21 protein-coding genes are annotated in these 23,535 nt (G+C 69.1%); 13 read left to right on the plus strand and 8 right to left on the minus strand.

Going from position 1 to position 23,535, the window contains the following annotated elements; translation table 11 throughout:
- The first annotated feature begins 119 nt into the window (after window positions 1–119).
- Window positions 120–1,241 (plus strand): MFS transporter, encoded by a 1,122-nt coding sequence (locus tag NDI79_RS12925; RefSeq protein ID WP_310929295.1) that lies wholly within the window; start codon window positions 120–122, stop codon window positions 1,239–1,241.
- 39 nt (window positions 1,242–1,280) lie between these two features.
- Here NDI79_RS12925 and msrA read toward each other — a convergent pair whose 3' ends face one another.
- On the minus strand, window positions 1,281–1,826 hold the full coding sequence (gene msrA / locus NDI79_RS12930; RefSeq protein ID WP_310928923.1) for a peptide-methionine (S)-S-oxide reductase MsrA: 546 nt from the start codon (window positions 1,824–1,826) through the stop codon (window positions 1,281–1,283).
- 207 nt (window positions 1,827–2,033) lie between these two features.
- On the opposite strand from msrA, the gene NDI79_RS12935 reads away from it, so the two are divergent.
- Window positions 2,034–2,183, plus strand: coding sequence for a DUF7563 family protein (locus NDI79_RS12935; RefSeq protein WP_310928924.1), 150 nt, complete (start codon window positions 2,034–2,036; stop codon window positions 2,181–2,183).
- 4 nt (window positions 2,184–2,187) lie between these two features.
- Here the strand turns inward: NDI79_RS12935 and NDI79_RS12940 are convergent, their stop codons facing one another.
- The 3 genes from NDI79_RS12940 to NDI79_RS12950 form a co-directional block, all read right to left on the minus strand.
- Window positions 2,188–3,312, minus strand: a complete 1,125-nt coding sequence (locus tag NDI79_RS12940; RefSeq protein WP_310928925.1) for an aminotransferase class V-fold PLP-dependent enzyme — start codon at window positions 3,310–3,312, stop codon at window positions 2,188–2,190.
- An 81-nt stretch (window positions 3,313–3,393) separates the two neighbouring features.
- The gene (locus NDI79_RS12945) at window positions 3,394–3,576 is read right to left on the minus strand and encodes a hypothetical protein (protein ID WP_310928926.1); all 183 of its coding nucleotides are present in this window, start codon (window positions 3,574–3,576) and stop codon (window positions 3,394–3,396) included.
- Between the two features lie 152 nt (window positions 3,577–3,728).
- On the minus strand, window positions 3,729–4,760 hold the full coding sequence (locus NDI79_RS12950) for an NAD(P)-dependent alcohol dehydrogenase (protein WP_310928927.1): 1,032 nt from the start codon (window positions 4,758–4,760) through the stop codon (window positions 3,729–3,731).
- A gap of 139 nt (window positions 4,761–4,899) precedes the next feature.
- Between NDI79_RS12950 and NDI79_RS12955 the strand changes: the two genes are divergently transcribed.
- The 3 genes from NDI79_RS12955 to NDI79_RS12965 all read left to right on the plus strand — a co-directional run bounded on the left by NDI79_RS12955 (window position 4,900) and on the right by NDI79_RS12965 (window position 8,234).
- Window positions 4,900–6,504: a long-chain-fatty-acid--CoA ligase gene (locus NDI79_RS12955; RefSeq protein WP_310928928.1), complete on the plus strand. Its 1,605-nt coding sequence runs from the start codon at window positions 4,900–4,902 to the stop codon at window positions 6,502–6,504.
- On the plus strand, window positions 6,501–7,640 hold the full coding sequence (locus NDI79_RS12960; protein WP_310928929.1) for an acyl-CoA dehydrogenase family protein: 1,140 nt from the start codon (window positions 6,501–6,503) through the stop codon (window positions 7,638–7,640). Before NDI79_RS12955 ends, NDI79_RS12960 begins: the two co-directional genes overlap by 4 nt.
- A 72-nt stretch (window positions 7,641–7,712) precedes the next feature.
- Complete coding sequence (locus tag NDI79_RS12965) at window positions 7,713–8,234, plus strand: winged helix-turn-helix domain-containing protein (protein ID WP_310929296.1); 522 nt, start codon at window positions 7,713–7,715, stop codon at window positions 8,232–8,234.
- Between the two features lie 38 nt (window positions 8,235–8,272).
- Here the strand turns inward: NDI79_RS12965 and NDI79_RS12970 are convergent, their stop codons facing one another.
- Both NDI79_RS12970 and NDI79_RS12975 read right to left on the minus strand, forming a co-directional pair.
- A complete protein-coding gene (locus tag NDI79_RS12970; RefSeq protein ID WP_310928930.1) occupies window positions 8,273–9,988 on the minus strand; it encodes a TetR family transcriptional regulator in 1,716 nt (571 codons plus the stop codon).
- Window positions 9,981–10,784 carry an ABC transporter ATP-binding protein gene (locus NDI79_RS12975; protein ID WP_310928931.1) on the minus strand — a complete coding sequence of 268 codons (804 nt, stop codon included), beginning with the start codon at window positions 10,782–10,784 and terminating at the stop codon, window positions 9,981–9,983. Before NDI79_RS12975 ends, NDI79_RS12970 begins: the two co-directional genes overlap by 8 nt.
- Before the next feature lie 142 nt (window positions 10,785–10,926).
- Between NDI79_RS12975 and NDI79_RS12980 the strand changes: the two genes are divergently transcribed.
- Together NDI79_RS12980 and NDI79_RS12985 are read left to right on the plus strand one after the other, a co-directional pair.
- Window positions 10,927–11,664: a hypothetical protein gene (locus NDI79_RS12980; RefSeq protein ID WP_310928932.1), complete on the plus strand. Its 738-nt coding sequence runs from the start codon at window positions 10,927–10,929 to the stop codon at window positions 11,662–11,664.
- Window positions 11,665–11,773: 109 nt separating this feature from the next.
- Window positions 11,774–12,547 (plus strand): SDR family NAD(P)-dependent oxidoreductase, encoded by a 774-nt coding sequence (locus NDI79_RS12985; protein ID WP_310928933.1) that lies wholly within the window; start codon window positions 11,774–11,776, stop codon window positions 12,545–12,547.
- A gap of 33 nt (window positions 12,548–12,580) precedes the next feature.
- Here the strand turns inward: NDI79_RS12985 and NDI79_RS12990 are convergent, their stop codons facing one another.
- Window positions 12,581–13,669, minus strand: coding sequence for a phosphotransferase family protein (locus NDI79_RS12990; RefSeq protein WP_310928934.1), 1,089 nt, complete (start codon window positions 13,667–13,669; stop codon window positions 12,581–12,583).
- Between the two features lie 73 nt (window positions 13,670–13,742).
- Here NDI79_RS12990 and NDI79_RS12995 point away from each other — a divergent pair, with 73 nt between their 5' ends.
- The 4 genes from NDI79_RS12995 (at window position 13,743) to NDI79_RS13010 (ending at window position 19,700) form a co-directional block, all read left to right on the plus strand.
- Window positions 13,743–14,957, plus strand: a complete 1,215-nt coding sequence (locus NDI79_RS12995; protein ID WP_310928935.1) for an acyl-CoA dehydrogenase family protein — start codon at window positions 13,743–13,745, stop codon at window positions 14,955–14,957.
- Window positions 14,958–15,073: 116 nt separating this feature from the next.
- Window positions 15,074–15,862 carry an SDR family NAD(P)-dependent oxidoreductase gene (locus tag NDI79_RS13000; protein WP_310928936.1) on the plus strand — a complete coding sequence of 263 codons (789 nt, stop codon included), beginning with the start codon at window positions 15,074–15,076 and terminating at the stop codon, window positions 15,860–15,862.
- Window positions 15,863–15,972: 110 nt separating this feature from the next.
- On the plus strand, window positions 15,973–18,594 hold the full coding sequence (locus NDI79_RS13005; RefSeq protein WP_310928937.1) for an extracellular solute-binding protein: 2,622 nt from the start codon (window positions 15,973–15,975) through the stop codon (window positions 18,592–18,594).
- A 260-nt stretch (window positions 18,595–18,854) separates the two neighbouring features.
- The gene (locus NDI79_RS13010) at window positions 18,855–19,700 is read left to right on the plus strand and encodes an aldo/keto reductase (RefSeq protein WP_310928938.1); all 846 of its coding nucleotides are present in this window, start codon (window positions 18,855–18,857) and stop codon (window positions 19,698–19,700) included.
- A gap of 136 nt (window positions 19,701–19,836) precedes the next feature.
- Here NDI79_RS13010 and NDI79_RS13015 read toward each other — a convergent pair whose 3' ends face one another.
- A complete protein-coding gene (locus NDI79_RS13015) occupies window positions 19,837–20,238 on the minus strand; it encodes a hypothetical protein (RefSeq protein ID WP_310928939.1) in 402 nt (133 codons plus the stop codon).
- An 878-nt stretch (window positions 20,239–21,116) separates the two neighbouring features.
- Here NDI79_RS13015 and NDI79_RS13020 point away from each other — a divergent pair.
- The gene (locus NDI79_RS13020) at window positions 21,117–22,658 is read left to right on the plus strand and encodes a helix-turn-helix transcriptional regulator (protein ID WP_425499601.1); all 1,542 of its coding nucleotides are present in this window, start codon (window positions 21,117–21,119) and stop codon (window positions 22,656–22,658) included.
- A gap of 68 nt (window positions 22,659–22,726) precedes the next feature.
- Window positions 22,727–23,509 (plus strand): SDR family NAD(P)-dependent oxidoreductase, encoded by a 783-nt coding sequence (locus NDI79_RS13025; RefSeq protein WP_310928941.1) that lies wholly within the window; start codon window positions 22,727–22,729, stop codon window positions 23,507–23,509.
- Window positions 23,510–23,535: the final 26 nt, after the last annotated feature.

Genomic DNA, 23,535 nt, shown 5'->3' on the forward strand with positions numbered 1-23,535 from the left:
CAACCCGAAACCACCTACGCCCCCGTCGCGGAGTCTCCACCGTGAGCGAGACGAAGGGAGCGAACGCGACGGGCGGCGAGCGCGGCCGCGAAAGCGGGAGCGGCGGCTACGCGACGCGGATGCTCCTCGTCGTCTCGCTCGGGTGGGCGGTCCTCCAGACGGGGCGGTTCCTCCTCTCGCCGCTCCTGCCCGCCATCATCTCCTCGCTCAGCATCACCGAGGCGACGGCGGGCCTCGCGCTCGCGGCGTTCCAGGGCGTCTACGCCGTCACGCAGTACCCCGGCGGCGAGTACTCCGACAACTGGAACCGGACGACGCTCATCCTGCCGGGACTCGCCGTCCTCGTCGTCGGCTTCCTCCTCTTCGGCCTCGCCGGCGGCCTCCTCGGCTTTCTCGCCGGCAGCGTCGTCGTCGGCCTCGGGAAGGGGCTGTTCGCCATCCCCTCGCGGGCGCTCGTCTCGGACCTCTTCACCGCCCGCCGCGGCCGCGCGCTGGGCGTCTACGCCGCCGGGACGGACGTGGGCGGCCTGCTCGCCTCCGGCATCGCCGTCCTCGCGCTGACGTACGCGACGTGGCGGACGCCGTTCCTCCCCGTCGCCGCCGCGCTCGCCGCGGTGACCGCGCTGTACGCCCTCTGGACGCGGGAGTCGGTGAAAGTCGGCTCGGCGTCGCTCGACGCCGCCGGCACCGTCCGCCGCCTCGTCGCCAGTTCCAGACAGCGCGAGACGCTCCTCGCCTTCGCGCTCTTCTACTTCATGGTCGGCGGCTTCATCAACTTCTTTCCGACCTACCTCGCGCAGGCGCGGGGGTTCTCCGACGGCCTCGCCAGCGCCACGTTCGCCATCGTCTTCGTCGTCGGCCTCACCATCAAACCGCTCGCGGGCGGCCTCGGCGACCGCTACTCGCGCCGGCACATCGCCGTCGCCGGCCTCCTCCTCGGCGCCGTCTCGCTGACGGGCGTCGTCCTCGCGCAGTCGCGTCTCGTCCTCTACGCCGCCGTCTTCGCCACGGCCGCGGGCTACAAGACAGGGTTCCCACTCGCGGACGCCATCATCATGGACGAGGCGCCGGCGGACGGGATGGGCGCGGACCTCGGGGCGGCGCGGGCGCTCTTTCTCGGCGCGAACGCCCTCGGCCCGGCGTACGTCGGCGTCGTCGCCACCTACGCGGACTACGCCGTCGCGTTCGGCGGACTCGTGGTCTGTCTGCTGGTGGCGGCGGTGCTGCTGCTGCGGGGGTGACGGGGGGGAGGGCGAAGGAGGGTGGCTCAGTCGACCGACTCAGTTCACGCCGCGGACCTGCCCGGCGAACTTCTCGCGGACCTTCTCCAGTTTCGGCGGAATCTGGACCGCGCAGTAGGGCTGGTCCGGGTTCTTCTCGTAGTAGTCTTGGTGGTGTTCCTCGGCCTCGTAGAACGCTTCTAGAGGCGCTATCTCGGTGACGATGTCGTCGTCGTAGACGCCGTCCTCGGTCATCTCGACGACGAGCGCTTCTACGATATCGCGCTGCTCCTCGTCGTGGTAGAAGACGGCCGAGCGGTACTGCGACCCCACGTCGGGCCCCTGTCTGTCCTCCGTGGTCGGGTCGTGGAGCGCGAAGAACACTTCGAGCAGGTCCCGGTAGGATATCTCGTCGGGGTCGAACTCGACCTGCACGACTTCGGCGTGCCCCGTCGACCCCCGGCAGACCTCCTCGTAGGTGGGGTCCTCGACGTGGCCGCCAGCGTAGCCGGAGGTGACGGACTCGACGCCGACGAGTTCCTTCATCGGGGCCTCGATGCACCAGAAGCAACCGCCGCCGAGCGTCGCGAGTTCGGTGTCGCTCATGGGGGAACTGGGCGTCCCACGAGCAAAAGCCCCTCGGAGGCGGTAGCCGGCGATTGGTTCGGGAATCGAACGTTTCACCGGTACGGACGCGCCTACCGACGGAGATTTTGCAGAGATTTGGGTGAGAATCGGAAAATTCTCTTTTACCCCTCCGCCCGCCTCTTCGAGCGAGGGTACGACAGATGACCGCAGCACAGGAGCGACGAGATGGCGGCGTGTGACCACTGCGGAACCCACGTCTCCGAACGCTTCGTCCGCGTCTTCGCGGACGAGTCGGGGACGGTCCGCGCCTGCCCGAACTGCTCGGCGAACGCCGGCCTCGCGGACGTGATGCGCGAACGCGCGCGGAAGGTCTGAGGCCTCACCACCCCGTCTCTTCGAGCGCCTCGACCAGTCGGTCGACGTCCGTCTCGGTGTTTATCGCGTGCAGCGAGGCGCGGACCGACCCGTCGAGCGAGGGGATGGGCCTGACCACGATACCGTAGTCGTCTTTGAGCGTCCGCACCGTCGCTTCGGGGTCGTCGACCCGTACCGTCACGAGCCCCGACTCCGGTTCCTCGGGGCTCAGTAGCTTGTCGTTCGGAACGCCGTCCGTCAGCCTGTCCGCGAGACCGAGGAGGTGCGACTCCACGGCGTCGAGGCCGACGGACTTCATCGTCTCCATCGCCGTCTGGAGCGCCGCGTACGGCGCGAGGTTGGTCGTCCCAACCTCGAAGCGCGGCGCGCCGGTCTTGAGTTCGTAGCCGTCGGCGGAGGGGTCCTCGACGCTCCGATAGCTCACGTCCGTCGGTTCGAGGTCGTTCGCGGCCGACTCCGCGACGTAGAGGAAACCGCCGCCCCACGTCCCCAGCAGCCACTTGTGTCCGGCGGCGGCGACGGCGTCGGCGCCCCAGTCGGTCACGTCCAACGGGGAGTGGCCGGGCACCTGCACGGCGTCGACGAGGACGAACGCGCCCGCGTCGTGGGCCTCCTCGACCAACTCCGAGACGGGAAGGTACGTCCCGTAGTTCCACGTCAGCGCGCTGAGACAGACGAGTTTCGCGTCCTCGACGGCCTCCCGGTAGGCCTCGCGGTCGATGCGCCCCTCGTCGGTGGGGACGACGCGTACCTCGCAGCCCCGGCGTTCGAGCCGCGACCACGGGAGGACGCCCGCGGGGTGTTCGAGGTCGGTTCGGACGACGACGTCGCCCGCCTCCCAGTCGAACGCGCCCGCGACGCGGGTGATGCCGTCGGCGGTGCTCTGCGTCAGCGCGATTTCGGTCTCCGCGGCGCCGAGGAAGTCCGCGACGGTTCCCCGAACCTCCTCGTAGAAGTCGAACGCGAACGGGTACGGCCCCTCCTCGCTCGCGGCGTCGTACTCGTGGCGCGCCAGCATCTCTTGGGCGCTCTCCACGACGGGCCGGGGGCTGGGTCCGCTCGCGCCCGTGTTCATGTAGCGCACGTCCTCGAAGACCGGGATAGAAGCCCTGAGTTCGCTCGGGTCCATGCTACAGGCCTGCGGTTCCGGCTACCTATACTGTCGCATCGCGGCGGATGCTACGGGTGCGCGGACGCCGCGGGGACGGGGCTACGGCGGCGGCGGGCGTTTCGGTTCCTCCGGGTCTCCCCGCGAGACGAACAGGCGCCGCGGGAGGACGACGCCCCGAGCGAAGACGTAGCCGACGAGTCCGACGACGACGCAGACGACGGACTCGGCCACGCCGAGCGGTCCGATGACGACGCGCCAGAGTATCAACGTCGAGACCGGCATCGCGACGGACAGCGATACATCTGCGAAGAAAGCGAGTAGAAACGCGAGCGGATGGGTCTGCGTCGGCACGGCGGTGGCTACTACCTTCGTTTCCGCTTATCAGTAATGAATCTCACGCTCGAGCGGTCGGCCGAGTCGAGAACGAAGGGCCGCTACTCGCCGACCCGCACCATCCCCTTCACCACGTCGGGTTCCGTCGCCCGTTCGAACGCCGCGGTGAGGTCCGACATCGGCATCTCGAAGTCGATAATTCGCTCGACGTCCACCGCGCCGCGTTCGAGGAGGGAGACGGCGTCGTCGTACGTGTTCCGGAAGCGGAACGACCCCTTGAAGTCGAGTTCCTTGTCGACTATCTCGTTGGTCTGGATCGGAATCTCGTCCTCGGCGGCGAGGCCGACGCAGACGACGGTGCCCCCGCGGCGCACCGCGTCGACGGTCGATTTGACCGACTGCGCCGCGCCCGAGGCCTCGATGACCACGTCGACGCCCTCGCCGTCGGTGAACTCGTCGACGGTGTCGGTCAGCGACTCCTCGGCGACGTTCACCGTCGCCGTCGCGCCGTACTCCGCGGCGCGTTCGAGTTTCGTCTCCACCACGTCGGAGACGAGGACGGACCCCGCGCCGGCGGCGCGGGCCGCCTCGCCGACGAGCATTCCTATCGGACCTGCCCCGGAGACGAGCACGGAGTCGCCGAGTTCCACGTCGGCGCGCCGCGCCACGTGGATGGCTACGCTCAGTGGTTCGCAGAGCGCGCCCGCGCGCGTCGAGACGCTCTCGGGAAGCCCGTAGGCGAAGTCGGCGTCCCACGCGACGTACTCCGCGAACGCGCCGTGGTCCGGTGGGGTCGCCATGAACTCCACGTCGGGACAGAGGTTGTACTCGCCCGCGCGGCACCGCGCGCACTCGCCGCACGGGACGCCGGGTTCCAGCGTCACCTCGTCGCCCGGTTCGAACTCGGTCACGCCGTCGCCCACCGCGGCGACCTCGCCCGCGCTCTCGTGGCCGAGAATCAGGGGCTCCTCGACGACGTAGTCGCCGATGCGGCCGTGCTCGTAGTAGTGGATGTCGGACCCGCAGATGCCGACGTGAGTCACCCGGACGAGGATTTCGCCGGGCGCCGGGTCGGGGCGGTCGCGCTCTCGGTGCTCGAAGACGCCCGGTTCGGTGAGTTCCACGGTCTGCATGTCGCTCCCTCCGCGGCGGGCCGTCAAAAAACCGAACCCTGCCGAACGATGTAAACTCGTGGTCCGGTTTCGCTGACCGTCGCTAATCACCGTGCCGAACACTTTAGCCCCCGCTCGCCCACGATTCGAACGGTCGACAATGACAAACCTGGCACAGGACGTGGCGGCGGCGGCGGAGGCGAACCCGGACCGAACGGCCGTGGGGTTCCGCGGGCAGGAGTGGAGTTACGAGGAACTGTGGGGGCTGACCTCGCGGTTCGCCGCGGGACTGGCGGAACAGGGCGTCGAACCGGGCGACCGGGTCGCGGTGTACCTCCCGAACCTCCCGCAGTTCGTCACCGCGTTCCACGGAACGCTCCACGCGGGCGGCATCGTCGTCCCGATGAACCCCCAGTACAAGGCGCGCGAGATATCGCACCTCCTGGCCGACAGTGAGGCGCGCGTCGTCGTCGCGCTCTCTGACCTCGTGCCGTTCGTGGAGTCCGTCCGCGAGGAGACGAGCGTCGAACGCGTCGTCAGCGTCGGCGGCGAGGCGGAGGGCGCGATACCGTTCGAAGAGTTCCTCGCCGACGAGGGAGCGGACGTGGTCGAACGCGACGACGACGACGTGGCGGTCCAGCCGTACACCTCGGGGACGACGGGGCGGCCGAAGGGCGTCCTGCTCTCGCATCGCAACCTCGCGTGGGACGCGCGCGCGACGGCGAAACTGCTGCCCGACGGGGTGCGGGCGGACGACAAGTTCCTCGGCGTCCTCCCCCTCTTTCACATCTACGGGATGACGGTGACGATGCTCTCGACGCTGTTCGAGGGGGGGAGCTACTACCCGCTGCCGACGTGGGACGCCGAGGCGACGCTATCGCGCATCGAGGCCGAACAACTGACCGTCATGCACGGCGTGCCCGCGATGTTCAACGACCTCGTGAACTTCGAGGACGCAGACGACTACGACGTCTCCTCGCTCCGCTTCGTCAACTCCGGCGGGAGCAGCCTCCCCATCGAGGTGATGGACCGCTTCGAGACGGTGTTCGACGTCGACCTGTACGAGGGGTACGGGCTGACGGAGACGAGTCCGGTGACGCACGCGAACCGGCCCGGCGAGCGGCGACCGGGGAGCATCGGGAAGCCCTTGGACGGCCTCGACGCGCGCATCGTCGACGGCGAGTTCGAGGACGTCCCGCCCGTCGAGGAGGGGCCGGTCGACGAGGAGGCGGTCGACCTCAACGAGATAACGGGCGAACTCGTCGTCAGCGGACCGAACGTGATGCAGGGGTACTACGGCCTGCCCGAAGCGGACGAGGAGGCGTTCACCGAAGTCGACGGGAGACGGTGGTTCCACACCGGCGACATCGGCTACCGCGACGAGGACGACTACTACTTCGTCGTCGACCGCGCGAAGCACATGATCGTCACCGGCGGCTACAACGTCTACCCGCGGGAGGTGGAGGAACTGCTGTTCGAGCACCCGCAGGTGGCCGACGCCGCCGTCGTCGGAATCCCGGACGACCGCCGCGGCGAGACGGTGAAGGCGTACGTCGTCCCCGTTCCGGACGCGGACGTGACGCCCGGAGAGATCAGACAGTACTGCCTCGACAACCTCGCGGAGTACAAACACCCCCGCGAGGTCGAGTTCATCGACGAACTGCCGCGGACGACGACCGGGAAGGTGCAGAAGTTCGAACTCCGGGAGCGGAGCGCGGGTGGGGCGGAGGACGGAGACGGCGGCGAGACGGAGGGCGAGCGATGAACTTTCAACTGAACGACGAGCAACGCGCCGTCCGCGAGGCGGTGCGCGAGTTCGGCGAGGAGGAGATTCGCCCCGTCGCGCGCGAACACGACGAGGAGAAGAAATATCCCGCGGACCTCGTGCAGAAGGCGGCCAGATACGACCTCGTGGCGCCCGGCATCCCCGAGGAGTACGGCGGCGCCGGGATGGACGCGCTGACGGAGATTCTCGTCACAGAAGAACTGTGGCGGGCCGACGCCGGCATCGGCAGCGCCATCGGGTCCCGCGGGTTCGGCACGTCGATGCTCCGGAAGTACGGCGACGAGTGGATGAAAGAGGAGTGGCTCCCGAAGGTGGCCGCCGGCGACGCCGCCACCTGTTCCTGCATCTCCGAACCGGCGCACGGGTCGAACGTGGCCGGGATAGAGACAAGAGCGGAGTCCGATGGCGACGAGTACGTCCTGAACGGCACGAAGATGTGGATAACGAACGGCACCGTCGCGGACGTGGCCGTCGTGATGGCCAAGACGACGCCCGACGCCGGTCACCGGAGGATTACGGCGTTCCTGGTCCCGACCGATGCCGAGGGGTTCGAGGCGACGAAGATAGACAACAAACTCGGCATCCGCGCCTCCGACCTCGCCGAAATCGTCCTCGACGACGTGCGCGTGCCGGCGGAGAACGTCATCGGAGAGGTGGACGAGGGATTCTATCAGCTGATGGACTTCTTCGCCGACGGGCGGACCCGTGTGGCGGCGCAGGCCGTCGGCGTCGCGCAGGCGGCGGTCGACGCCGCCGTCGACTACGCGAACGACCGCGAGCAGGGCGGACAGAAGATAGCCGAGTACCAGGCGATTCGCCACAAGGTGGCCGAGATGGCGACGAGCGTCGAGGCGGCGCGGTCGCTCACCTACCGCGCGGCGACGGAGGTGGAAGCGGGCGACGACGACGCCGCGGCGCGGTTCGCCAGCATGGCGAAACTGTTCGCCAGCGAGCGAGCCGTCGAGGTGGCCGACGAGGGCCTGCAGGTCCACGGCGGCGCCGGGTACGTCACCGACCACCCGGCCGAGCGCTTCTACCGCGACGCCCGCATCACGAAGATATACGAGGGGACCAGCGAGATTCAGAAGAACATCATCTCCGACCGTGTGCTGTAGGGCGCTACGAGTCGGCGCCGCCGGAATCGACCGAAACCGACACGGCCGGAGGCGGGAATCACGGTGACAGACATGGACCACGCCGACGACGCCCCCGACTGGACGTTCAAAGACCGCGACACGGTCATCCTGCGCGAGTTGGCCGCCGACCCGCAGCGCTCCTCGCGGGAACTGACGCGCATCCTCGCGGAGAAACACGACATCGAGGTGTCGCACGTCACCGTCTCGGAGACCATCCGGCGGATGCGCGAGGAGGGCGTCTTCCGCGAGGCCATCGTGCCGAACGAGGAGTACTACTCCTTTGCGCTGTTCGAGTTCAAGTTCGACCCCGAGCACTTCGCCGACGAGTGGCACGACGCGATGGTCACCATCCGCGACGACCCGCACACGCTCTTTTACTTCCTCTCGGACGGCGAGTACCAGTGGAAGTCGGTGATGATGTTCGAGTCCTCGACGGCGCAGTCGAAGTGGATACACGAGTTCTACAAACACCACGGCAAGGTGGTCTCGAACCTCCGGAACACCGCCGTCCACAACGTCCTCAAGTTCAGCACCGACCCGGAACTGTTCGGCCGCCTGAACGCCGAGGAGTGAGGACGGGCGTCGGCCGCGGGGTCCGCCGCGTTCGCCGCTCAGTGCGGGTCGAATCCCCGGACGCGGTGCAGCGCCGCCTCGTACCCGGTGAGTCCGACGAGGACGCCGACGAGAACGACGGCGGCGGCGAGCGAGAACCTGAGAAGCGTCGGCGCCGCGGACGCGAGCGACGCGAACGGCGCGAGGAGCGCGTCGGCCAGTTCCGGCGCGCCGACGAGTAACGCGAGCGCACCCGACGGGACGAGGACGGCGGCGCCGTGCAGCAGCACCGCGCCCGTCCGCGGCGGGAGCACCTCGTCGCTCCGGGCGACGCTGACGCCCTCGAACCGGGGCATGTACGCGCCGACGGCGGCGCCGAGCGGTGCGGCGACGAGCGTCGCGAACGCCGCCGCGGCCGCCAGTCCGAGGGCGGCGAGCGGCGAGCGACCGCCCGCGAACGCCGCGAGCGCGGTCAGGACGGCGGCGACGGGCGCCCCGTAGACGACGCTCGGGAGGAGGACGCCGCGGACGAACTGCGTCGGCGTCACCGCGACGAGCGTCACCGGCAGGAGCGACCCCTCGTCGCCGAGGAAGTTCAGCGTCGTCGCCGCGCCGAAGACCCACGGGAGAAAGGCGGTCAGGAGGAACGGAAGCGCGCTCAGGAGTTCGGAGAGCGACCCGATGACGCCGACGAGCGACCCGGAGAAGATGAACAGCGGCGTCAGGAGGAAGGTGAGTCGCTTCGGGTCGCGGCGGGCGCGCAGGAGCGACATCTCGGCGACGCGGCGCGTCGGCAGGTCCGCGACGCCGGGGGCGACGAACGGCGAGACGGCGGCGGTCAGCCCGCGCCACTCGCCCGTTCCGGTTCCGGCTCCGGTCCCGCTCTCGATTTCAGTCTCGGGGTCGGTCACGGCGCGGTTCTCGTCGGCCTCTCCCCGGGACGTCGCCGACTCGTCTCCGAACCACAACCGTTCCGTCACCCGTTCGAGGAGGGCGCCGCCGAGAGTGAGGACGGAGAGCGACCCGACGCCGGCGACGGCGGCGCGGAGCGTCGACCCGACCAGGGGCGTCCCGACGGCCGCGAGGTCCGCGAACCACCCGGACGGGAGCCATGCCAGCGACCCCCGGTCGAGGCCGACCAGTTCCGGCGCCTGCACGAGGAAGAACCCGCCCATGAGGACGAGAACCAAGGGCACTCCGAGCGCCGTCTTGTGCCGCGCGACGAACGGCGAGGTGTCGAGCAGCAGCGCGATTCCGTAACCGACCAGCGACCCGACGATGACGGCGGTGAGCACCGTCAGGAGGGCGACGGCGGGGACGACGAGGAGCGGCGAGAGGGCGCCGAACGCGTACGCCAGCAGCGCCGACGTGACGAGTATCGGGAGCGTGACGTAACTGAGGAAGCGCAGCGTCTCGGCGAGTGCGAGGCCGAACGCGATGCTCCGCGTGGCGGCCGCGGTGAAGAGCAGCGACTCGGCCTCTGGGCGGGGGCGAGTCGAGACGACGCGCTGTGCGACGAGGTACGTGCCGAACAGCCAGAACATTCCCACCGTCCCTCGAAGGCCGTCGGAGACGGGCACCGAGTCGGCGGAGACGAACCCGACGACCACCACGCCGAACAGCGCGAGCATCGCCGTCATGAACAGCGCACCGAAGACGGTGAGGACGAACCGTCCCGTGCTTTCCCGGAGGCCCCGGAACGACCGCCGGAACTCGAAACGACCGATGCGGACGGCGTTGCGCGCCCATCCGGGTTCGGACCGGCCCTCAGACATCGAGCGTCGACTCCTCGTGCGGACCGTCGCCGTTCTCGGCGTCGTCGCTCCGGTCGCTCTCTGTCGGGTCCGCGTCCGTCACGTCGAGGAAGGCGTCTTCGAGCGTGCCGCCCTCCCCCTCCTCGGCGCGGGCGACGAGTTCGTCGGGCGACCCCTCGGCGACCAGCGACCCCTCGTAGAGGATGCCGACGGCGTCGGCCGCCTCCTCGACGACGGGTAGGATGTGCGTCGAGAGGAACACCGTGGTCCCCCCGTCGGCGAGTCGGCGGATGCGGTCGCGGAGCGTCCGGGCGGCGCGCGGGTCCAGCCCCGACGTCGGTTCGTCGAGAAACACCACCGCCGGGTCGTGCAGCACCGTCTGGGCGTACGCGACTTTCTGCCGCATCCCCTTCGAGAAGTCGTCGATGCGGTCGGAGGGGCCGACGTCGAGTCCGAGGTCCTCGAACAGTTCCTCTCCGCGTGCCCGGACCGCCTCGGCGTCGATGCCGCGGAGGCCGCCGACGTACTCTAACTGCTCGAACGCCGTCGCCTGGTCGTACAGCGGCGGTTCCTCGGGCATGTAGCCGATTCGGGGGCGGAGGGCGGCGCGGTCGGTGACGGGCGCGCCGCCGACGGCGGCCGTGCCGGCGGTGGGTTTCGACAGGCCGGTGAGCATCCGCATCGTCGTGGTCTTCCCCGCGCCGTTCGGGCCGAGGAAGCCGTAGACGGTTCCCTCGGGGACGGAGAGCGAGAGAGCGTCGACCGCGAGGGTATCGCCGTAGCGCTTCGTGAGGTCGGAGGCGTCGATAGCGGGCATAGGAAGGCTCGGTTGCTCGGAGTAGACGGACGTGTCACTAATGTGTTGCGTCGCCGGGTTCACGGTGCCGGAGGTCGAATCGGGTCGCGATGCCCTCCACGACGACGAAACCGAATCGGACCCGAACGGTCGGTGACCGCGCGTGAACCTCGACGCGACGGCGGCGTTCGGCGTCGCGATGCTCGCTGTCGGCGTCATCGTCGTCGCCGTCAGCGCCCGCCATGCCCGGCGAACGCTCGGCCTCCTCGCCGCGGACGAACCGGGCGAGGAGGCGCCGCGAGTCGGCGAGCGAATCCGCATCGAGGGAACCGTCCGACAGACCGACGACACAGTCACCGCCCCGTTCACCGGACGCGACTGCGTCGCCGTCGAGTTCGACGCGGAGGAGCGTCGACTCGGCGCGTACTATCTCCCGACGTGGGTCCGCGTGGGCGGCGGCCGGCGCCTGACCGGATTCGACGTCGACGCCGATGGGGCGGAGGGGGACGGGGGCGACGGCGAGTACCTCGTCTCCGGCGACGCGGTGGTCAGCCTCGACCGAACGGCGAGCGTCCGCGTGGGCGAGGGCGAGACGCCGCCGGCGGCGATTCGCGACTACCGGGCGGCGGAGGGGGCGACGGGCGCGGGCGGGCCGCGGGCGCCGGCGCCCCTCCGACGCCTCGGCGTCGGCCTCGGCGACCGGCGGTACCTCGAACGCCGTCTGGACCCGGGTGACCGCGTCACCGTCGTCGGACGGCGAGAGGAGGAGCGCATCGACCCCGCCGTCGTCTCGGACACGACGCCGCTTCGGACGGCGATACGGTTGGGTCGCCAGTCGCTCGTCGGCGTCGCCATCGGCGCGTTCGCCCTCGTTCTCGGGGGAGTTCTGGTGTTCGTCTGAACCGTTCCCGCCCGGCGGTGGGGCGCCGACGGATCGCTGGTCGTTCCTGTCAGACGAGAACGACCCGCACGATTTTCTAAACTGACTGCGTAGTCAGCGCCGAGTGTCAATGAACGGATTAGACGGGAAAGTGGCGGTCGTAACGGGCGCGGGGTCGGGTATCGGGCGAGCGACGGCACTCCGGTTCGCCGCGGAGGGCGCGAGCGTCGTCGTCGCCGACATCGCCGAAGACGAGGGTAAGGAGACGGTCGAACTCATCGAGGACGACGGCGGCGCCGCGACGTTCGTCGACGTCGACGTCTCCGACGCCGAATCGGTCCAGCGGATGGTCGACACCGCCGTCGAGACGTACGGCGGCCTCGATTTCGCGAACAACAACGCGGGCATCCTCACCGGGTTCGCGGAGGTGACCGACATCGAGGAGGAGAACTGGGACCGACTGCTCGACGTGAATCTGAAGGGCGTGTGGGCGTGCATGAAGGCCGAACTGCCGGTCATGGAGGAGGGAGGCGGCGGCGCCATCGTCAACACGGCCTCGGAGGCCGGACTGGTCGGAATGGGCGGCCTCTCCAGTTACGTCGCCAGCAAGCACGGCGTCGTCGGTCTGACGAAGTCCGTCGCTCTGGAGTACGCCGGGCGCGGGGTGCGCGTCAACGCCGTCGCCCCCGGCCCGACTGAGACGAACATCCAGGCGAACTCGCGGGGCGGGAGCGCCGACCCGAGTTCGATGCCGTTCGACACATCGGCGATGGTGAACGTCCCGATGGGCCGCGCCGCGAAACCCGAGGAGATGGCGGGCGCTATCGCGTTCCTCTGTTCGGACGACGCCTCCTACATCACCGGCCACACCCTCCCCGTCGACGGCGGGCAGGCGGCCGACTGAGCGTTCTTCTCCCTATCGGACGCCCGAGACGGGCTACAGCGGTTCGTCGCCCTCGACGATGCGCTTCGCCCGGTCCCCGAGCGCCGGGACCCGGTCTTCCATCTTCGGGTACATCGGGTCGTCGCTGTTGCCCTCCAAGTGCCGCCGGAAGAACATCTCCCCGAGACCGGCGAGTTTGTAGACGGCCAGCGCGCGGTAGAACCGCTGGTGCTCGAACTCGATTCCGGTCCGCTCCTCGTATCGGTCGACGAGTTCGCGGCGCGTCGGGTAACCCTCGCGCTCCATTAACCGCGTCTCCAGTTCCGGTATCGCGGGTTCGGGGTCGTCTGCGTCGCGCCAGTACGACAGCATCCACCCGAGGTCCGCGCGCGGGTCGCCTAAGGCGCTCATCTCCCAGTCGAAGACGGCGGCGAGTCGGGGAGTCGACTCCGGCGCGTACAGCGCGTTGTCCAGTTTGTAGTCGCCGTGGACGAGCGACTCGGGGTGGTCCTCGGGGGCGTGCTCGTCCAACCACTCGCCCACCTCGCGGAGGACCGGAACGGAGCGGACTTCGCTCGTCCGCTCGAACGCCCACGAGAGCTGTTTGCCCCAGCGGTCGACCTGCCGCCGGGTGTAACCCTCAGCGCGCCCGAAATCCCCGAGACCGACCGACTCCGGGTCCACCTCGTGAATCGCGGCGAGGGTGTCGACGAGTTCGTAGCCGACGCGTTCGCGGGCCGCCGGATCGCCGAAGCGCTCGGGTTCCGCCTCACGGAGCACGTCGCCCGCGACGCGCGACATGAGGTAGAAGTCGCTGCCGACGACGTCGTGATTCTCGCAGGCCAGCACCGTCTCCGGGAGGGGTACGGGCGTCCCCTGCAATGCGTCCATCACCCGGTACTCCCGAAGCACGTCGTGTGCCGTCTCGGCCGTCTCGCCCGGCGGCGGCCGCCGGAGCACCAACTCACGGTCCCCCCACGTCACGAACAGCGTCTCGTTCGAGTGGCCCGCAGGGTGTCGCTCCACCGCGAACGTCGGTTCGGAGCCGAGTTCGTCTTCGAGGTACGCGCGGAGGGCGTCCTCGTCGACGAGTCGTCGGAAGTAGTCGTCGTCGCCCTCGCCGCCGTCTCCGTCGTCGCTCATGTCATCAGTCCCGTTACCGACGATAAGTCCGAAGCGGAAATAGATTTACACCGTTCGGTTTCGAGAGTTCGGTATGGAGTACGACGACACGGAGACGGCGGCCGAACTCGCGGAACGCGTGCGGGCGTTCGTCGACGACTGCGTCGTCCCGGTGGAGCGAGAGTACCTCGGCGACGGCCCCGTCCCCGACGAGGAGATAGCGGCCCTGCGCGAGGAGGCGCGCGACCGGGACCTGTACGCGCCGCAGATGCCCGAGGAGTACGGCGGACAGGGGCTGGACTTCCGGGACGTACTCCCGGCGTTCGAGGAGGCGGGGCGCAGTCTCCTCGGCCCGCCGGCGATGCGCGTCGGCGCGCCGGACGAGGGGAACATGCACACGCTGGAACTCGTCGGCACCGAGGCGCAGAAGGAGGAGTACCTCGAACCCCTCGTCGCCGGCGAGGTGCGCTCGGGATTCTCGATGACCGAACCCGCGCCGGGCGGCGGGTCGGACCCGAAGATGATTCGGACCGAAGCGCGGAAGGAGGGCGACGAGTGGGTTCTCGACGGCCACAAGTGGTGGACGACGCAGGGGAGCGACGCCGACTTCTTCATCGTGATGGCGCGCACGGACCCCGAGGCGCACCCCTACGAGGGCACCTCGCTGTTCCTCGTCGACGCGGACGCCGACGGCGTCGACGTCGTGCGCGACATCCCGCACGTCGGCGGCGACCTGTTGGGGTCGAGTCACGCCGAGATTCGCTACGACGAGGTGCGGGTTCCCGAGGGGAACCTCCTCGGGGAGGAGAACCGCGGCTTCGCGCACGCCCAGCAGCGACTCGGGCCGGCGCGCCTGACCCACTGCATGCGCTTCGCCGGGATGGCCGCCCGGTCGCTGGAGGTGGCGAAGGCCTACACCGACGAGCGAGAGGCGTTCGGCGGCAGTCTCTCGGAGAAGCAGTCCGTCCGGTTCACCGTCGCGGAGGCGGAGACGCGCCTGCACGCCGTCCGGACGATGGTGCGGGACGCCGCCGAGCGAATCGCACGGGGCGAGGAGGCGCGCGTGCCCGTCTCGATGGCGAAGGTGTACGCCGCGAACGTGGTGCAGGAGGTGGTCGACGACTGCCTGCAACTGTGCGGCGGCAACGGCATCGGCAAGGATCTCCCCCTCGCGGACTTCTACGAGGACGTGCGCGCGTTCCGCCTCGTCGACGGCGCCGACGAGGTACACAAACGCGTCGTCGCGCGCGACGCCTTCGAGGACGTGGACCCCTCGCAGGTGGAGGGCATCACGCGGTACGAGGGGTAGGCCGACACCCCTCTCCGGGACGACTCCTGTTTTACACTGCTAAGCGCAGCCGAGGATTGATTACCAATGCACGAGAGTCGTCAATCGATGACACACAGATTAGCGGAGGCGCGGCGATGAGTTCGGACCGCTTCTCGGTAGCGGGACAGACGGCCATCGTCACGGGCGCGTCCAGCGGTATCGGGAAGACCATCGCCGAGCGATTCGCCGCCGAGGGCGCGGACGTGGTCGTCTGCTCGCGCGAACAGGAGAACGTCGACCCCGTGGCGGAGGGAATCGACGAGCGGAGCGCCGATGAGGGTGAGGGCGGCCGAGCGCTGGCCGTCGAGTGCGACGTCACCGACCGCGACGCTGTCGACGCCCTCGTCGAGGCCACCGTCGAGGAGTTCGGCGGCCTCGACTGCCTCGTGAACAACGCGGGCGCGTCGTTCATGGCGCCGTTCGACGACGTCTCCGAGAACGGCTGGGAGACCATCGTCGACATCAACCTCACCGGCACGTACCACTGCACGCAGGCGGCCGGCGAGCACCTGAAGGAGGGCGGCGGAACGGTCGTCAACTTCGCCAGCGTCGCCGGGACGCAGGGGTCGCCGATGATGAGTCACTACGGGGCGGCGAAAGCGGGCGTCGTCAACCTCACCACCAGTCTCTCCTACGAGTGGGCCGACGAGGGCGTGCGCGTGAACTGCATCGCGCCGGGGTTCGTCGCCACGCCGGGCGTCGAGTCGCAGATGGGCGTCTCCGCGGAGAACATCGACCGCGAGGAGGTGCAGCGTCGCATCGGCACCGCGGAGGAGATAGCCGACATCGCGCAGTTCCTCGCCGCGCCCGCCTCGTCGTACGTCGTCGGCGAGACGGTCGTCGCGCAGGGCGTCCCGCAGGTGATGGAGACGCCCGAGGTGTAGCGGAGGCGGCGGACACGGGTCGACGCGCGACTGACCGGCGCGGCTCCCTTTTTCAGTATCGAGAATCGGTCCTCAACCGTTAAGTCGTACCTCCGGAGAATGTCTCTCAGATGAGAGAACACAGGGCGGCGGACGGTCCCGCACCGTCGCTGCGAGCGAGACTCGCCGAACTGGTCTTCGAGCGAACGGGCGGCGAATCCTCCGCTTCCAATTCTGATTCCGATTTCGGTTCCCCAGTCGCCGGGCGCGACGCCGAGGACTTCTCGGAGGGGTCCATCGACGCCGCGGGTCCCGGCGGCGTAGCCGACACCGCGGCCGATGACGACGGTACGAGCGGATCGAACGGCGTCGACCGGCGGTCGCGGACCGACCTCGTAGAGGGGTTCGTCGCGGCGGTGGACCGCTGCGCCGACGGCGACCTGAGCGTCCGCGTGGACGTCCCCGAGGACCCCGAGATGGCGCCGTTGGCCGAGTCGCTGAACCGCCTGTTCGCCGAGTGGCACGAGGCGATGGCCGGCGTCGACGTGTTCACGGAGCAGGTCGCGGCGTCGACGGAGCGCGTCGCCGGGTCCGTCGCGGACGGCAGGGAGGCGAGTCGGACCGTGGCGGAGTCCGTCGACGACATCGCGCGGGGGGCGACCGAGCAGAGCGAGAGCATCGGCGCCGTCGCCGACGAGATGCGCGACCTCTCGGCCACGGTGGAGGAGGTGGCCTCCTCGGCCGACGAGATAGCCGCCGCGACGGACGACGCCGCGGCGCGCGGACGGCGGACGCGGGACGCCGCCGAGGAGGCCATCGACGGCCTCGACGCCATCGACGAGCAGACCCGGCGGACCGTCTCGCAGGTGGAGTCGCTGAACGGCCTCATCGACGAGATAACGGGCGTCGTGACGCGGATATCCGACATCGCCGACCAGACGAACATCCTCGCGCTGAACGCCTCCATCGAGGCCGCCCGCGCCGACGAGGCGGGCGCCGGGTTCGCCGTCGTCGCCGAGGAGGTGAAGACGTTGGCCGAGGAGACGGCCGAGGCGACCGAGGACATCGAGGCGGCCATCGACGAGATACGCGCGCAGTCGGCCGAGACGGTCGAGGGCATCGGCGAGGCCAGAGAGCGCGTCGCCGCCGAGAGCGGAACCATCGAGGAGGCGCTGGGGTCGCTGGACCGCATCGTCGAGGACGTGACGGAGACGAACGCCAGCGTCCGCGAGATAAGCGACGCGACCGACTCGCAGGCGGCGACGGCCCAAGAGGTCGTCGGGCAGACCGACGAGGTGGGCGCCATCAGCGAGGAGACGGCGGCGGGGGCGACGACGGTGGCGAGTTCGGCCCGGCGGCAGACCACCTCGCTGTCGGAGGCGATGACGAGCGTCAACGCGCTGGCCGAGCAGGCCGACGTGCTGCGGGCGACGCTGGACGGCTACGACCTCGACGGAGCGACGGCGACGACGGCGGCGACGAGCCGGACCGCCGTCGACTTCTGGCACGGGATGTCGGGGTCGAAAGCCATCCTCTTAGAGGAGTTCGCGGCGGAGTTCAACGAGTCGAACCCGGACGTGCGCGTGGAGATGTCGCCGAAGGGAAGCTATCGGGGAGCGTTCGAGGCGACGATGGCCGCCGCGCGGTCGGGGTCGCCGCCGACGGTGGCGCAGGTGTTCGAGGTCGGAACGCAGCGTGCGCTCGACAGCGGCGTCTTCACGCCCGTCGAGTCGGTGCTTCCCTCGGAGGCGTCGACCGACGACCTCGTCCCGGCCATCGCCAACTACTACCGCGACGACGGAACGCTGTGGTCGATGCCGTTCAACAGCTCCAACCCGGTGTTGTACTACAACGCCGAGGCGTTCGAGCGGGCGGGGCTGGACCCCGAGAACCCGCCGGAGACGTTCGACGAACTGACGGCGGCCGCCGAACGGGTGGTCGAACGCGGCGTCGCCGACTACGGGGCGACGTGGGCGAACTACGGCTGGTTCCTCGAACAGTGGTTCGCGGCGGCGGGCCGGACGCTCGTGGACGCGGAGAACGGGCGGTCCGGGCGGGCGACGACGTCGAACCTGACGAGCGACACCGGCGAGCGCGTTCTGCGGTGGTGGGCCGACCTCGCGCGGAGCGGACTGCTGTTCGACGCCGGCATCGAGGCGCGCGGGAAGGCGCGGGAGGCGTTCCTCGACGGCGACGCCGCGATGCTCGTCGATTCGAGTTCGACCACGCTCTCGGTCGTGGAGGGCGCCGAGGAACGCGGCTTCACGGCCGCCGTCGGGAAGTTCCCCGCGCCGGGCGAACGCGAGGGCGTGGTCGTCGGCGGCGCCTCGCTGTGGGTCGCCGAGGACGCCCCCGCCCGAGAGCAGGAGGCCGCCGGCCGCTTCCTCGCGTGGCTGACCGAACCCGAGCAGCAGCGGCGGTGGCACCAGCGGACGGGCTACTTCCCGGTGCACGCCGACGCCGAACGGATGCTCCGGCGCGAGGGGTGGTTCGACGAGCACCCCGCCTTCGCCGTCGCCTTCGAGCAACTGAACGAGACGCGCGACAGTCCGGCGACGCGCGGCGCCCGCATCGGCCCGTTCAGCACGGTTCGGAGCATCGTCTCCGAGGGCGTCTCCGAACTGGTCGCGGGGCGCGAGGTGGAGCGGACGCTCCGCGAGATGGACGAGCAGGTCACGTACCGCCTCTCGGAGTACGCCGGGGCCGAGGCTCGGTCCGGACCCGGCGCTCGGAGCGACGGCGAGAGTCGGTAGCGCGGACGGCGCCGTCGCTCCCGGGTCGATTTCATGAAAGTAGGAGTGAGCGGCAGCGGCGTGCGCGTCAAGTACCCCTACCCGTCGCGCCCGCGTACCGCCGCTCGTTCACCGTACCAACACGTACGTGAGATTGAATAAAAGTCTTGTGTCGGTGTCCGCCGCGTGTCTGACGCGGAGGAGCCCTCTCGACGGCGAATTCGTGTGAACCGGTCGCAGGGCCACACCGTTTACCACCCTCCCGTCCGTCGGCCGAGAGGATGCTCCAAAACGAGAGCGACACGTTCGATATCGGCGGCGAACTGACGGTCCACCGACTCGGGTTCGGCGCGATGCGACTCACCGGCGAGGACATCATCGGCCGCCCCGACGACGAGGCCGACGCCGAGCACGTCCTCCAGACGGCCGTGAACCTCGGCATCGACTTCGTCGACACCGCGGACTCCTACGGGCCGGGCGTGAGCGAACGCCTCATCCGCGAAGCCCTCGCGCCGTACCCGGAGGACCTCGTGGTGGCGACGAAGGGCGGCCTCCTCCGCAACCGCGACGGCGATTGGCTCCCCCGCGGGGACCCCGACCACCTCCGCAACGCGCACCTCTGCAGTCTGGACCGTCTCGGCGTCGAGACGATAGACCTCTACCAGTACCACCGACCCGACCCGGACGTCGACTTCGAGGAGTCGGTGACGGCGCTGGCCGAACTGAAAGACGAAGGCGTCATCGAACACGTCGGGCTCAGCAACGTCAGCGTCGAGCAGTTGGAGACGGCGCGGGACATCGTCGACATCGCGACGGTGCAGAACCGCTTCAACCTCGGTCACCGAGACGACGACGACGTGCTGGCGGCCTGCGAGGACTACGACATCGGGTTCATCCCGTGGTCGCCGCTCGCGGCGGGCGACGTCGACGAGAAGTCCGACGCCCTCGCGGACGTGGCCTCGGAACGCGACGCGACGGAGTACCAGGTGATGCTGGCGTGGTTGCTCGAACACTCGCCGGTGACGCTGCCCATCCCCGGGACGGCCGACGTCGAGCACCTGAAGCAGAACGTCGGCGCGACGCACCTCGACCTGACGGACGAGGAGATGTCTCGGCTGGACGAGTAACGAGTCGACGCCGTCGCTGTCGGGCGTCGGTCGGCGGAAAAAGTCGTTCGTGCGGCGTACCGCGGAACATCGAACGCGGGGACGGCACGCGCGTGCGTTCGATGGTGTCAGCGGAGGACCGAGTCGAGAGCGCCGTTCAGGCCGACGCTTCGGTTTCGGTGTCGGTCTCGTTCTCGACGTTGATCGTCTCGTTCTCCTCGGGGATGTCCGTCTCTTCCATCGTCTCGTTCTCCACGGAGGAGTTCTCCTCGGATTCGTTCATCATGGAGTCCTCTTCGGTCTCGTTCATCATGGAGTCTTCTTCGGTTTCCTCCATCATGGACTCTTCCTCGGTCTCCTCCATCGTGGACTCCTCTTCGGTCTCCTCCATCATGGAGTCCTCCTCGGTGGCTTCCATCTCGGCCGTCGTCTCCTCGCTCGCCGAGGTCGTAACTTCCGTACCTGTACCCGCTTCGCCCGCGCCGCCGGAACCCGAGCACCCTGCGAGTAGCATGAGCGCCGCGACGAGTCCGGCAGCCACGATCTTTCTATCTACCATCGAATCGGCCGACGGCGGCGAGGAATAAAGGCCCCGGCGCCCGTTGCGAGCGGTTTCACCGTTTCGAGTGCAAGAGGGCGAAACAGGCGCGCTTAGGTCGCTACAAACCGTGAGACAGTCCCTCAAGACGCGGAGCAATCGCTGTCGAGTTCGCGATCCGAAAGGAAAACGCCGGGGTGGGGAGCCCGGCTAGCAGTCGGGGGCGCGCCGCGCCGGACGGTCGTCCGGGCACCGAGCGCGACCGCGCGTGGAACGTCGATGGGGATGTGACGTCGCGCGGACGTGGGCTGATGCGGGAATCGGACAAACACAGTGAGTCGCTGGGGATGCGACGGGGGTGAACTCCCGGGGATGCGGGATGGGGATGCCGTCGTGGGGACGGCGGGACGGGAGTTCGGGCCGGTGCCCGGAGTGGGGTCCTCCAGACCGGCAGTGGTCGTCCGGAACCGCGCGCTGTGTCGACTGACGATGGCTCGGACCCTCGGTGCGCGTCTGAGCGGCGGCGGGTGATGCGGCCGCGACGCGGCGATGAGCGTCCTTACGCTGCCATCGATAGGTACGACAACGGCCACGGATAAAGTGGGTGACACTCGTTACGGTCACTTCCACTGTTTCAGGACTGTTCCGCGGGACACGCCGCCCTTAACCGATTAGAAATAATAACTGTTTCAACTACGCCGGCGACCTGTAGCGAAATACCGCTCGAACGAGCGCAGAGCGCCCGCATAGCGAGCAATTTCTGCTCGCCACACGTGACTAAGATAGCGAACTTCAGCTTCGTACGACCGATTTAGCATCACATTATACTGATATTCCAACAGTATCCAGTAAGTTTTTCAGTCGAACGCCACGACAGTACGTACGACAGGAACCGAAAGATGTCTTCACCCGCGCTTCGTTCTGTGCTCTCGTTCGCCGCGGCCGCGGTGGTCCTCCTCGGGGTAGTCGGCGCGCCGGCCGCGGCCGCCCCCGGGGCGACAGTCACGTCTCAATCCGTCACGACGATAGACGGTACCGCCTACGTCTGGCAGTCGTCGCAGACCGATATCCGCGTTCAGACCGACCGACCGCTTCCCTCCTCTTCGTCGGTCTGCGTCGGGTCCGCCGACGGGAACCGTACCGTCACGTGCGTGCCCGCGAACGGCGCGACGAACCTGACGATATCGGTGCAGAACTGGCCAGAGGGGGTCACCGGAGCGCAGACGGTCTTCGTCAACGGGACGGACGGGCAGCGAACGCTCGTCGAGAGCGCGGTGTTCGTCATGACGGAGGACGGCGACGTGGACGGCGACGGCCTCTCCAACGCGGAGGAGGTCTCGGGCGAGACCGAGTTCAAGAACGCCGACACCGACGACGACGGACTCGACGACGGCGCCGAGGTGAACACGCACGGGACCGACCCGACCAGCGCCGACACCGACGGCGACGGACTCGACGACACCGCCGAGATACGGACGTACGAGACGAATCCGACGAAATCGGACACCGACGGCGATGGACTCGCCGACGGTCCCGAGATAAACCAGTACTCCACGTCGCCCTCCGAAGCCGACAGCGACGGGGACGGACTCGACGACGGCGAGGAGGTCAACACGTACGGGACGAACCCGAACAAGGCCGACACCGACGGCGACGGTCTCAGCGACGGCGAGGAGATCAACACCTACGAGACGAACCCGAACAAGGCCGATACCGACGAGGACAACTTGGACGACGCGGCGGAGGTGCAGACGTACGAGACGAACCCGAACAAGGCCGACACCGACGGCGACGGTCTCAACGACGGCGCCGAGGTGAACGTCCACGGGACCGACCCCAACAGCGCCGACACCGACGAGGACGGGACGAGCGACCGCGTGGAGGTAGAGAACGGGAGCGACCCGGGCGAGGCGCCCGAACCGGAGGCGCCCGTCTCGTCGGGCGCGGGCATCGCGTTGGTCGGCACCGCGGTCCTCGCCGCGGGCGGCGGCTACCTCTGGTGGCGTCGCCGCGGCGGCGGCGCGTCCGCGACGGAGTCGGACGACGGCGACGGAAGCGGGGGGGCCGCCGCGGTCACTGCCGACTCGTCGACCGGTTCCGAGACGCCGGAGGCGGGCGTCGAGTCGGGGGTCGAACCGGCGGGAGCGGAGGTTCCGAACGGCGCGGAACCCGCGGCCGACCGCGGAGAACCCGAGCAGTACGACGAACCGCTCACCCGCGAGGACGAGGTGATCGCCATCCTCGAAACCGCGGGCGGCCGACTGGAGCAGAGTGCCATCGTCTCCGAGACCGGGTGGTCGAAGGCGACGGTCAGCCGCGTCCTCTCGTCGATGGCCGACGAAGGTCGAATCACGAAGATATCGCTCGGTCGGCGGAACCTCATCACCCTCCCCGGCAACGAACCGGACGGCGCCCGGTCGCCGTTCGAGAAACCCTCGTAGCCGACGCCGGGGTCGCCGCGAACTGCCACAGCCACACGTATCTTCAACGCCCCGCCCGTACGGCGGATATGGGACGAATCGAGGCTGATTTCTCCGAGGAGACGGTGGTCGTCACCGGCGGTAGTTCCGGCATCGGTCGAGCGGTCGCACTCGCGTTCGGCGAGGCGGGCGCGACGGTCGTGAACGCTGACCTGCGAAGCGAACCGAAAGACCCCGACGCCGAGTTACCGACCCACGAGGAGGTACGCGAACGGGGCGGCGAGGCCGACTACGTCGAGTGCGACGTGTCGGACCCGACCGAACTGGAGGCCCTCGTCGACCACGCCCGCGAGTACGGCGGCGTGGACGTGATGGTGAACAACGCGGGCCTCTACACGAAGACCCGGTTCAGAGACGTGACGCCGGAAGAGTTCGACGACGTGTACGGCGTCAACGCGCGCGGGGCGTTCTTCGGGACGCAGTACGCGGCGAACGACATGATCGACCGCGGCGTCGAGGGCGTCGTCATCAACACCTCCTCGGACACGCAGGGGCGCGCGGCGTGGGACCACTCGCACTACGCGGCGTCGAAGGGTGCGATTCGGATGGTGACGCGGAGCGCCGCCCTCGAACTCGCCCCGGAGAACGTCCGAGTGAACGCCGTGGCCCCCGGTCCCGTCGCCACCGAGATACGCGAGGGGTGGGCCGAGGAGGCCGAAGAGATGGAACCGGAGGGCGAGACGCCCGGTCTGCCGCACCGCGCGGCCGACCCCGAGGAGTTGGCGAGCGCGTACCTCTACCTCGCCAGCGAGAACGCCTCCTACGTCACCGGCGAGACGGTCTGGGTCGACGGCGGCGGACACGTGGACTGAGCCCTCGGTGGCGCGCGGCGGCGAAT

Origin of the sequence: Halogeometricum sp. S3BR5-2, assembly GCF_031624635.1 — an archaeon.
In the GTDB taxonomy this organism is placed as follows: domain Archaea; phylum Halobacteriota; class Halobacteria; order Halobacteriales; family Haloferacaceae; genus Halogeometricum; species Halogeometricum luteum.

Bases quoted from the DNA above. Each gene is read 5' to 3' on its own strand.
- NDI79_RS12925 (WP_310929295.1), top strand. From the start codon at position 120: ATGCTCCTCGTCGTCTCGCTCGGGTGGGCGGTCCTCCAGACGGGGCGG.
- NDI79_RS12940 (WP_310928925.1), bottom strand. From the start codon at position 3,312: ATGGACCCGAGCGAACTCAGGGCTTCTATCCCGGTCTTCGAGGACGTG.
- NDI79_RS13025 (WP_310928941.1), top strand. From the start codon at position 22,727: ATGGGACGAATCGAGGCTGATTTCTCCGAGGAGACGGTGGTCGTCACC.
- NDI79_RS12935 (WP_310928924.1), top strand. From the start codon at position 2,034: ATGGCGGCGTGTGACCACTGCGGAACCCACGTCTCCGAACGCTTCGTC.
- NDI79_RS12990 (WP_310928934.1), bottom strand. From the start codon at position 13,669: ATGAGCGACGACGGAGACGGCGGCGAGGGCGACGACGACTACTTCCGA.
- NDI79_RS12955 (WP_310928928.1), top strand. From the start codon at position 4,900: ATGACAAACCTGGCACAGGACGTGGCGGCGGCGGCGGAGGCGAACCCG.
- NDI79_RS12970 (WP_310928930.1), bottom strand. From the start codon at position 9,988: ATGTCTGAGGGCCGGTCCGAACCCGGATGGGCGCGCAACGCCGTCCGC.
- NDI79_RS13020 (WP_425499601.1), top strand. From the start codon at position 21,117: ATGTCTTCACCCGCGCTTCGTTCTGTGCTCTCGTTCGCCGCGGCCGCG.
- NDI79_RS12975 (WP_310928931.1), bottom strand. From the start codon at position 10,784: ATGCCCGCTATCGACGCCTCCGACCTCACGAAGCGCTACGGCGATACC.
- NDI79_RS12985 (WP_310928933.1), top strand. From the start codon at position 11,774: ATGAACGGATTAGACGGGAAAGTGGCGGTCGTAACGGGCGCGGGGTCG.
- NDI79_RS13015 (WP_310928939.1), bottom strand. From the start codon at position 20,238: ATGGTAGATAGAAAGATCGTGGCTGCCGGACTCGTCGCGGCGCTCATG.
- NDI79_RS13005 (WP_310928937.1), top strand. From the start codon at position 15,973: ATGAGAGAACACAGGGCGGCGGACGGTCCCGCACCGTCGCTGCGAGCG.
- NDI79_RS13000 (WP_310928936.1), top strand. From the start codon at position 15,074: ATGAGTTCGGACCGCTTCTCGGTAGCGGGACAGACGGCCATCGTCACG.
- NDI79_RS12950 (WP_310928927.1), bottom strand. From the start codon at position 4,760: ATGCAGACCGTGGAACTCACCGAACCGGGCGTCTTCGAGCACCGAGAG.
- NDI79_RS12960 (WP_310928929.1), top strand. From the start codon at position 6,501: ATGAACTTTCAACTGAACGACGAGCAACGCGCCGTCCGCGAGGCGGTG.
- NDI79_RS12995 (WP_310928935.1), top strand. From the start codon at position 13,743: ATGGAGTACGACGACACGGAGACGGCGGCCGAACTCGCGGAACGCGTG.
- NDI79_RS12965 (WP_310929296.1), top strand. From the start codon at position 7,713: ATGGACCACGCCGACGACGCCCCCGACTGGACGTTCAAAGACCGCGAC.
- NDI79_RS12945 (WP_310928926.1), bottom strand. From the start codon at position 3,576: ATGCCGGTCTCGACGTTGATACTCTGGCGCGTCGTCATCGGACCGCTC.
- NDI79_RS13010 (WP_310928938.1), top strand. From the start codon at position 18,855: ATGCTCCAAAACGAGAGCGACACGTTCGATATCGGCGGCGAACTGACG.
- msrA (WP_310928923.1), bottom strand. From the start codon at position 1,826: ATGAGCGACACCGAACTCGCGACGCTCGGCGGCGGTTGCTTCTGGTGC.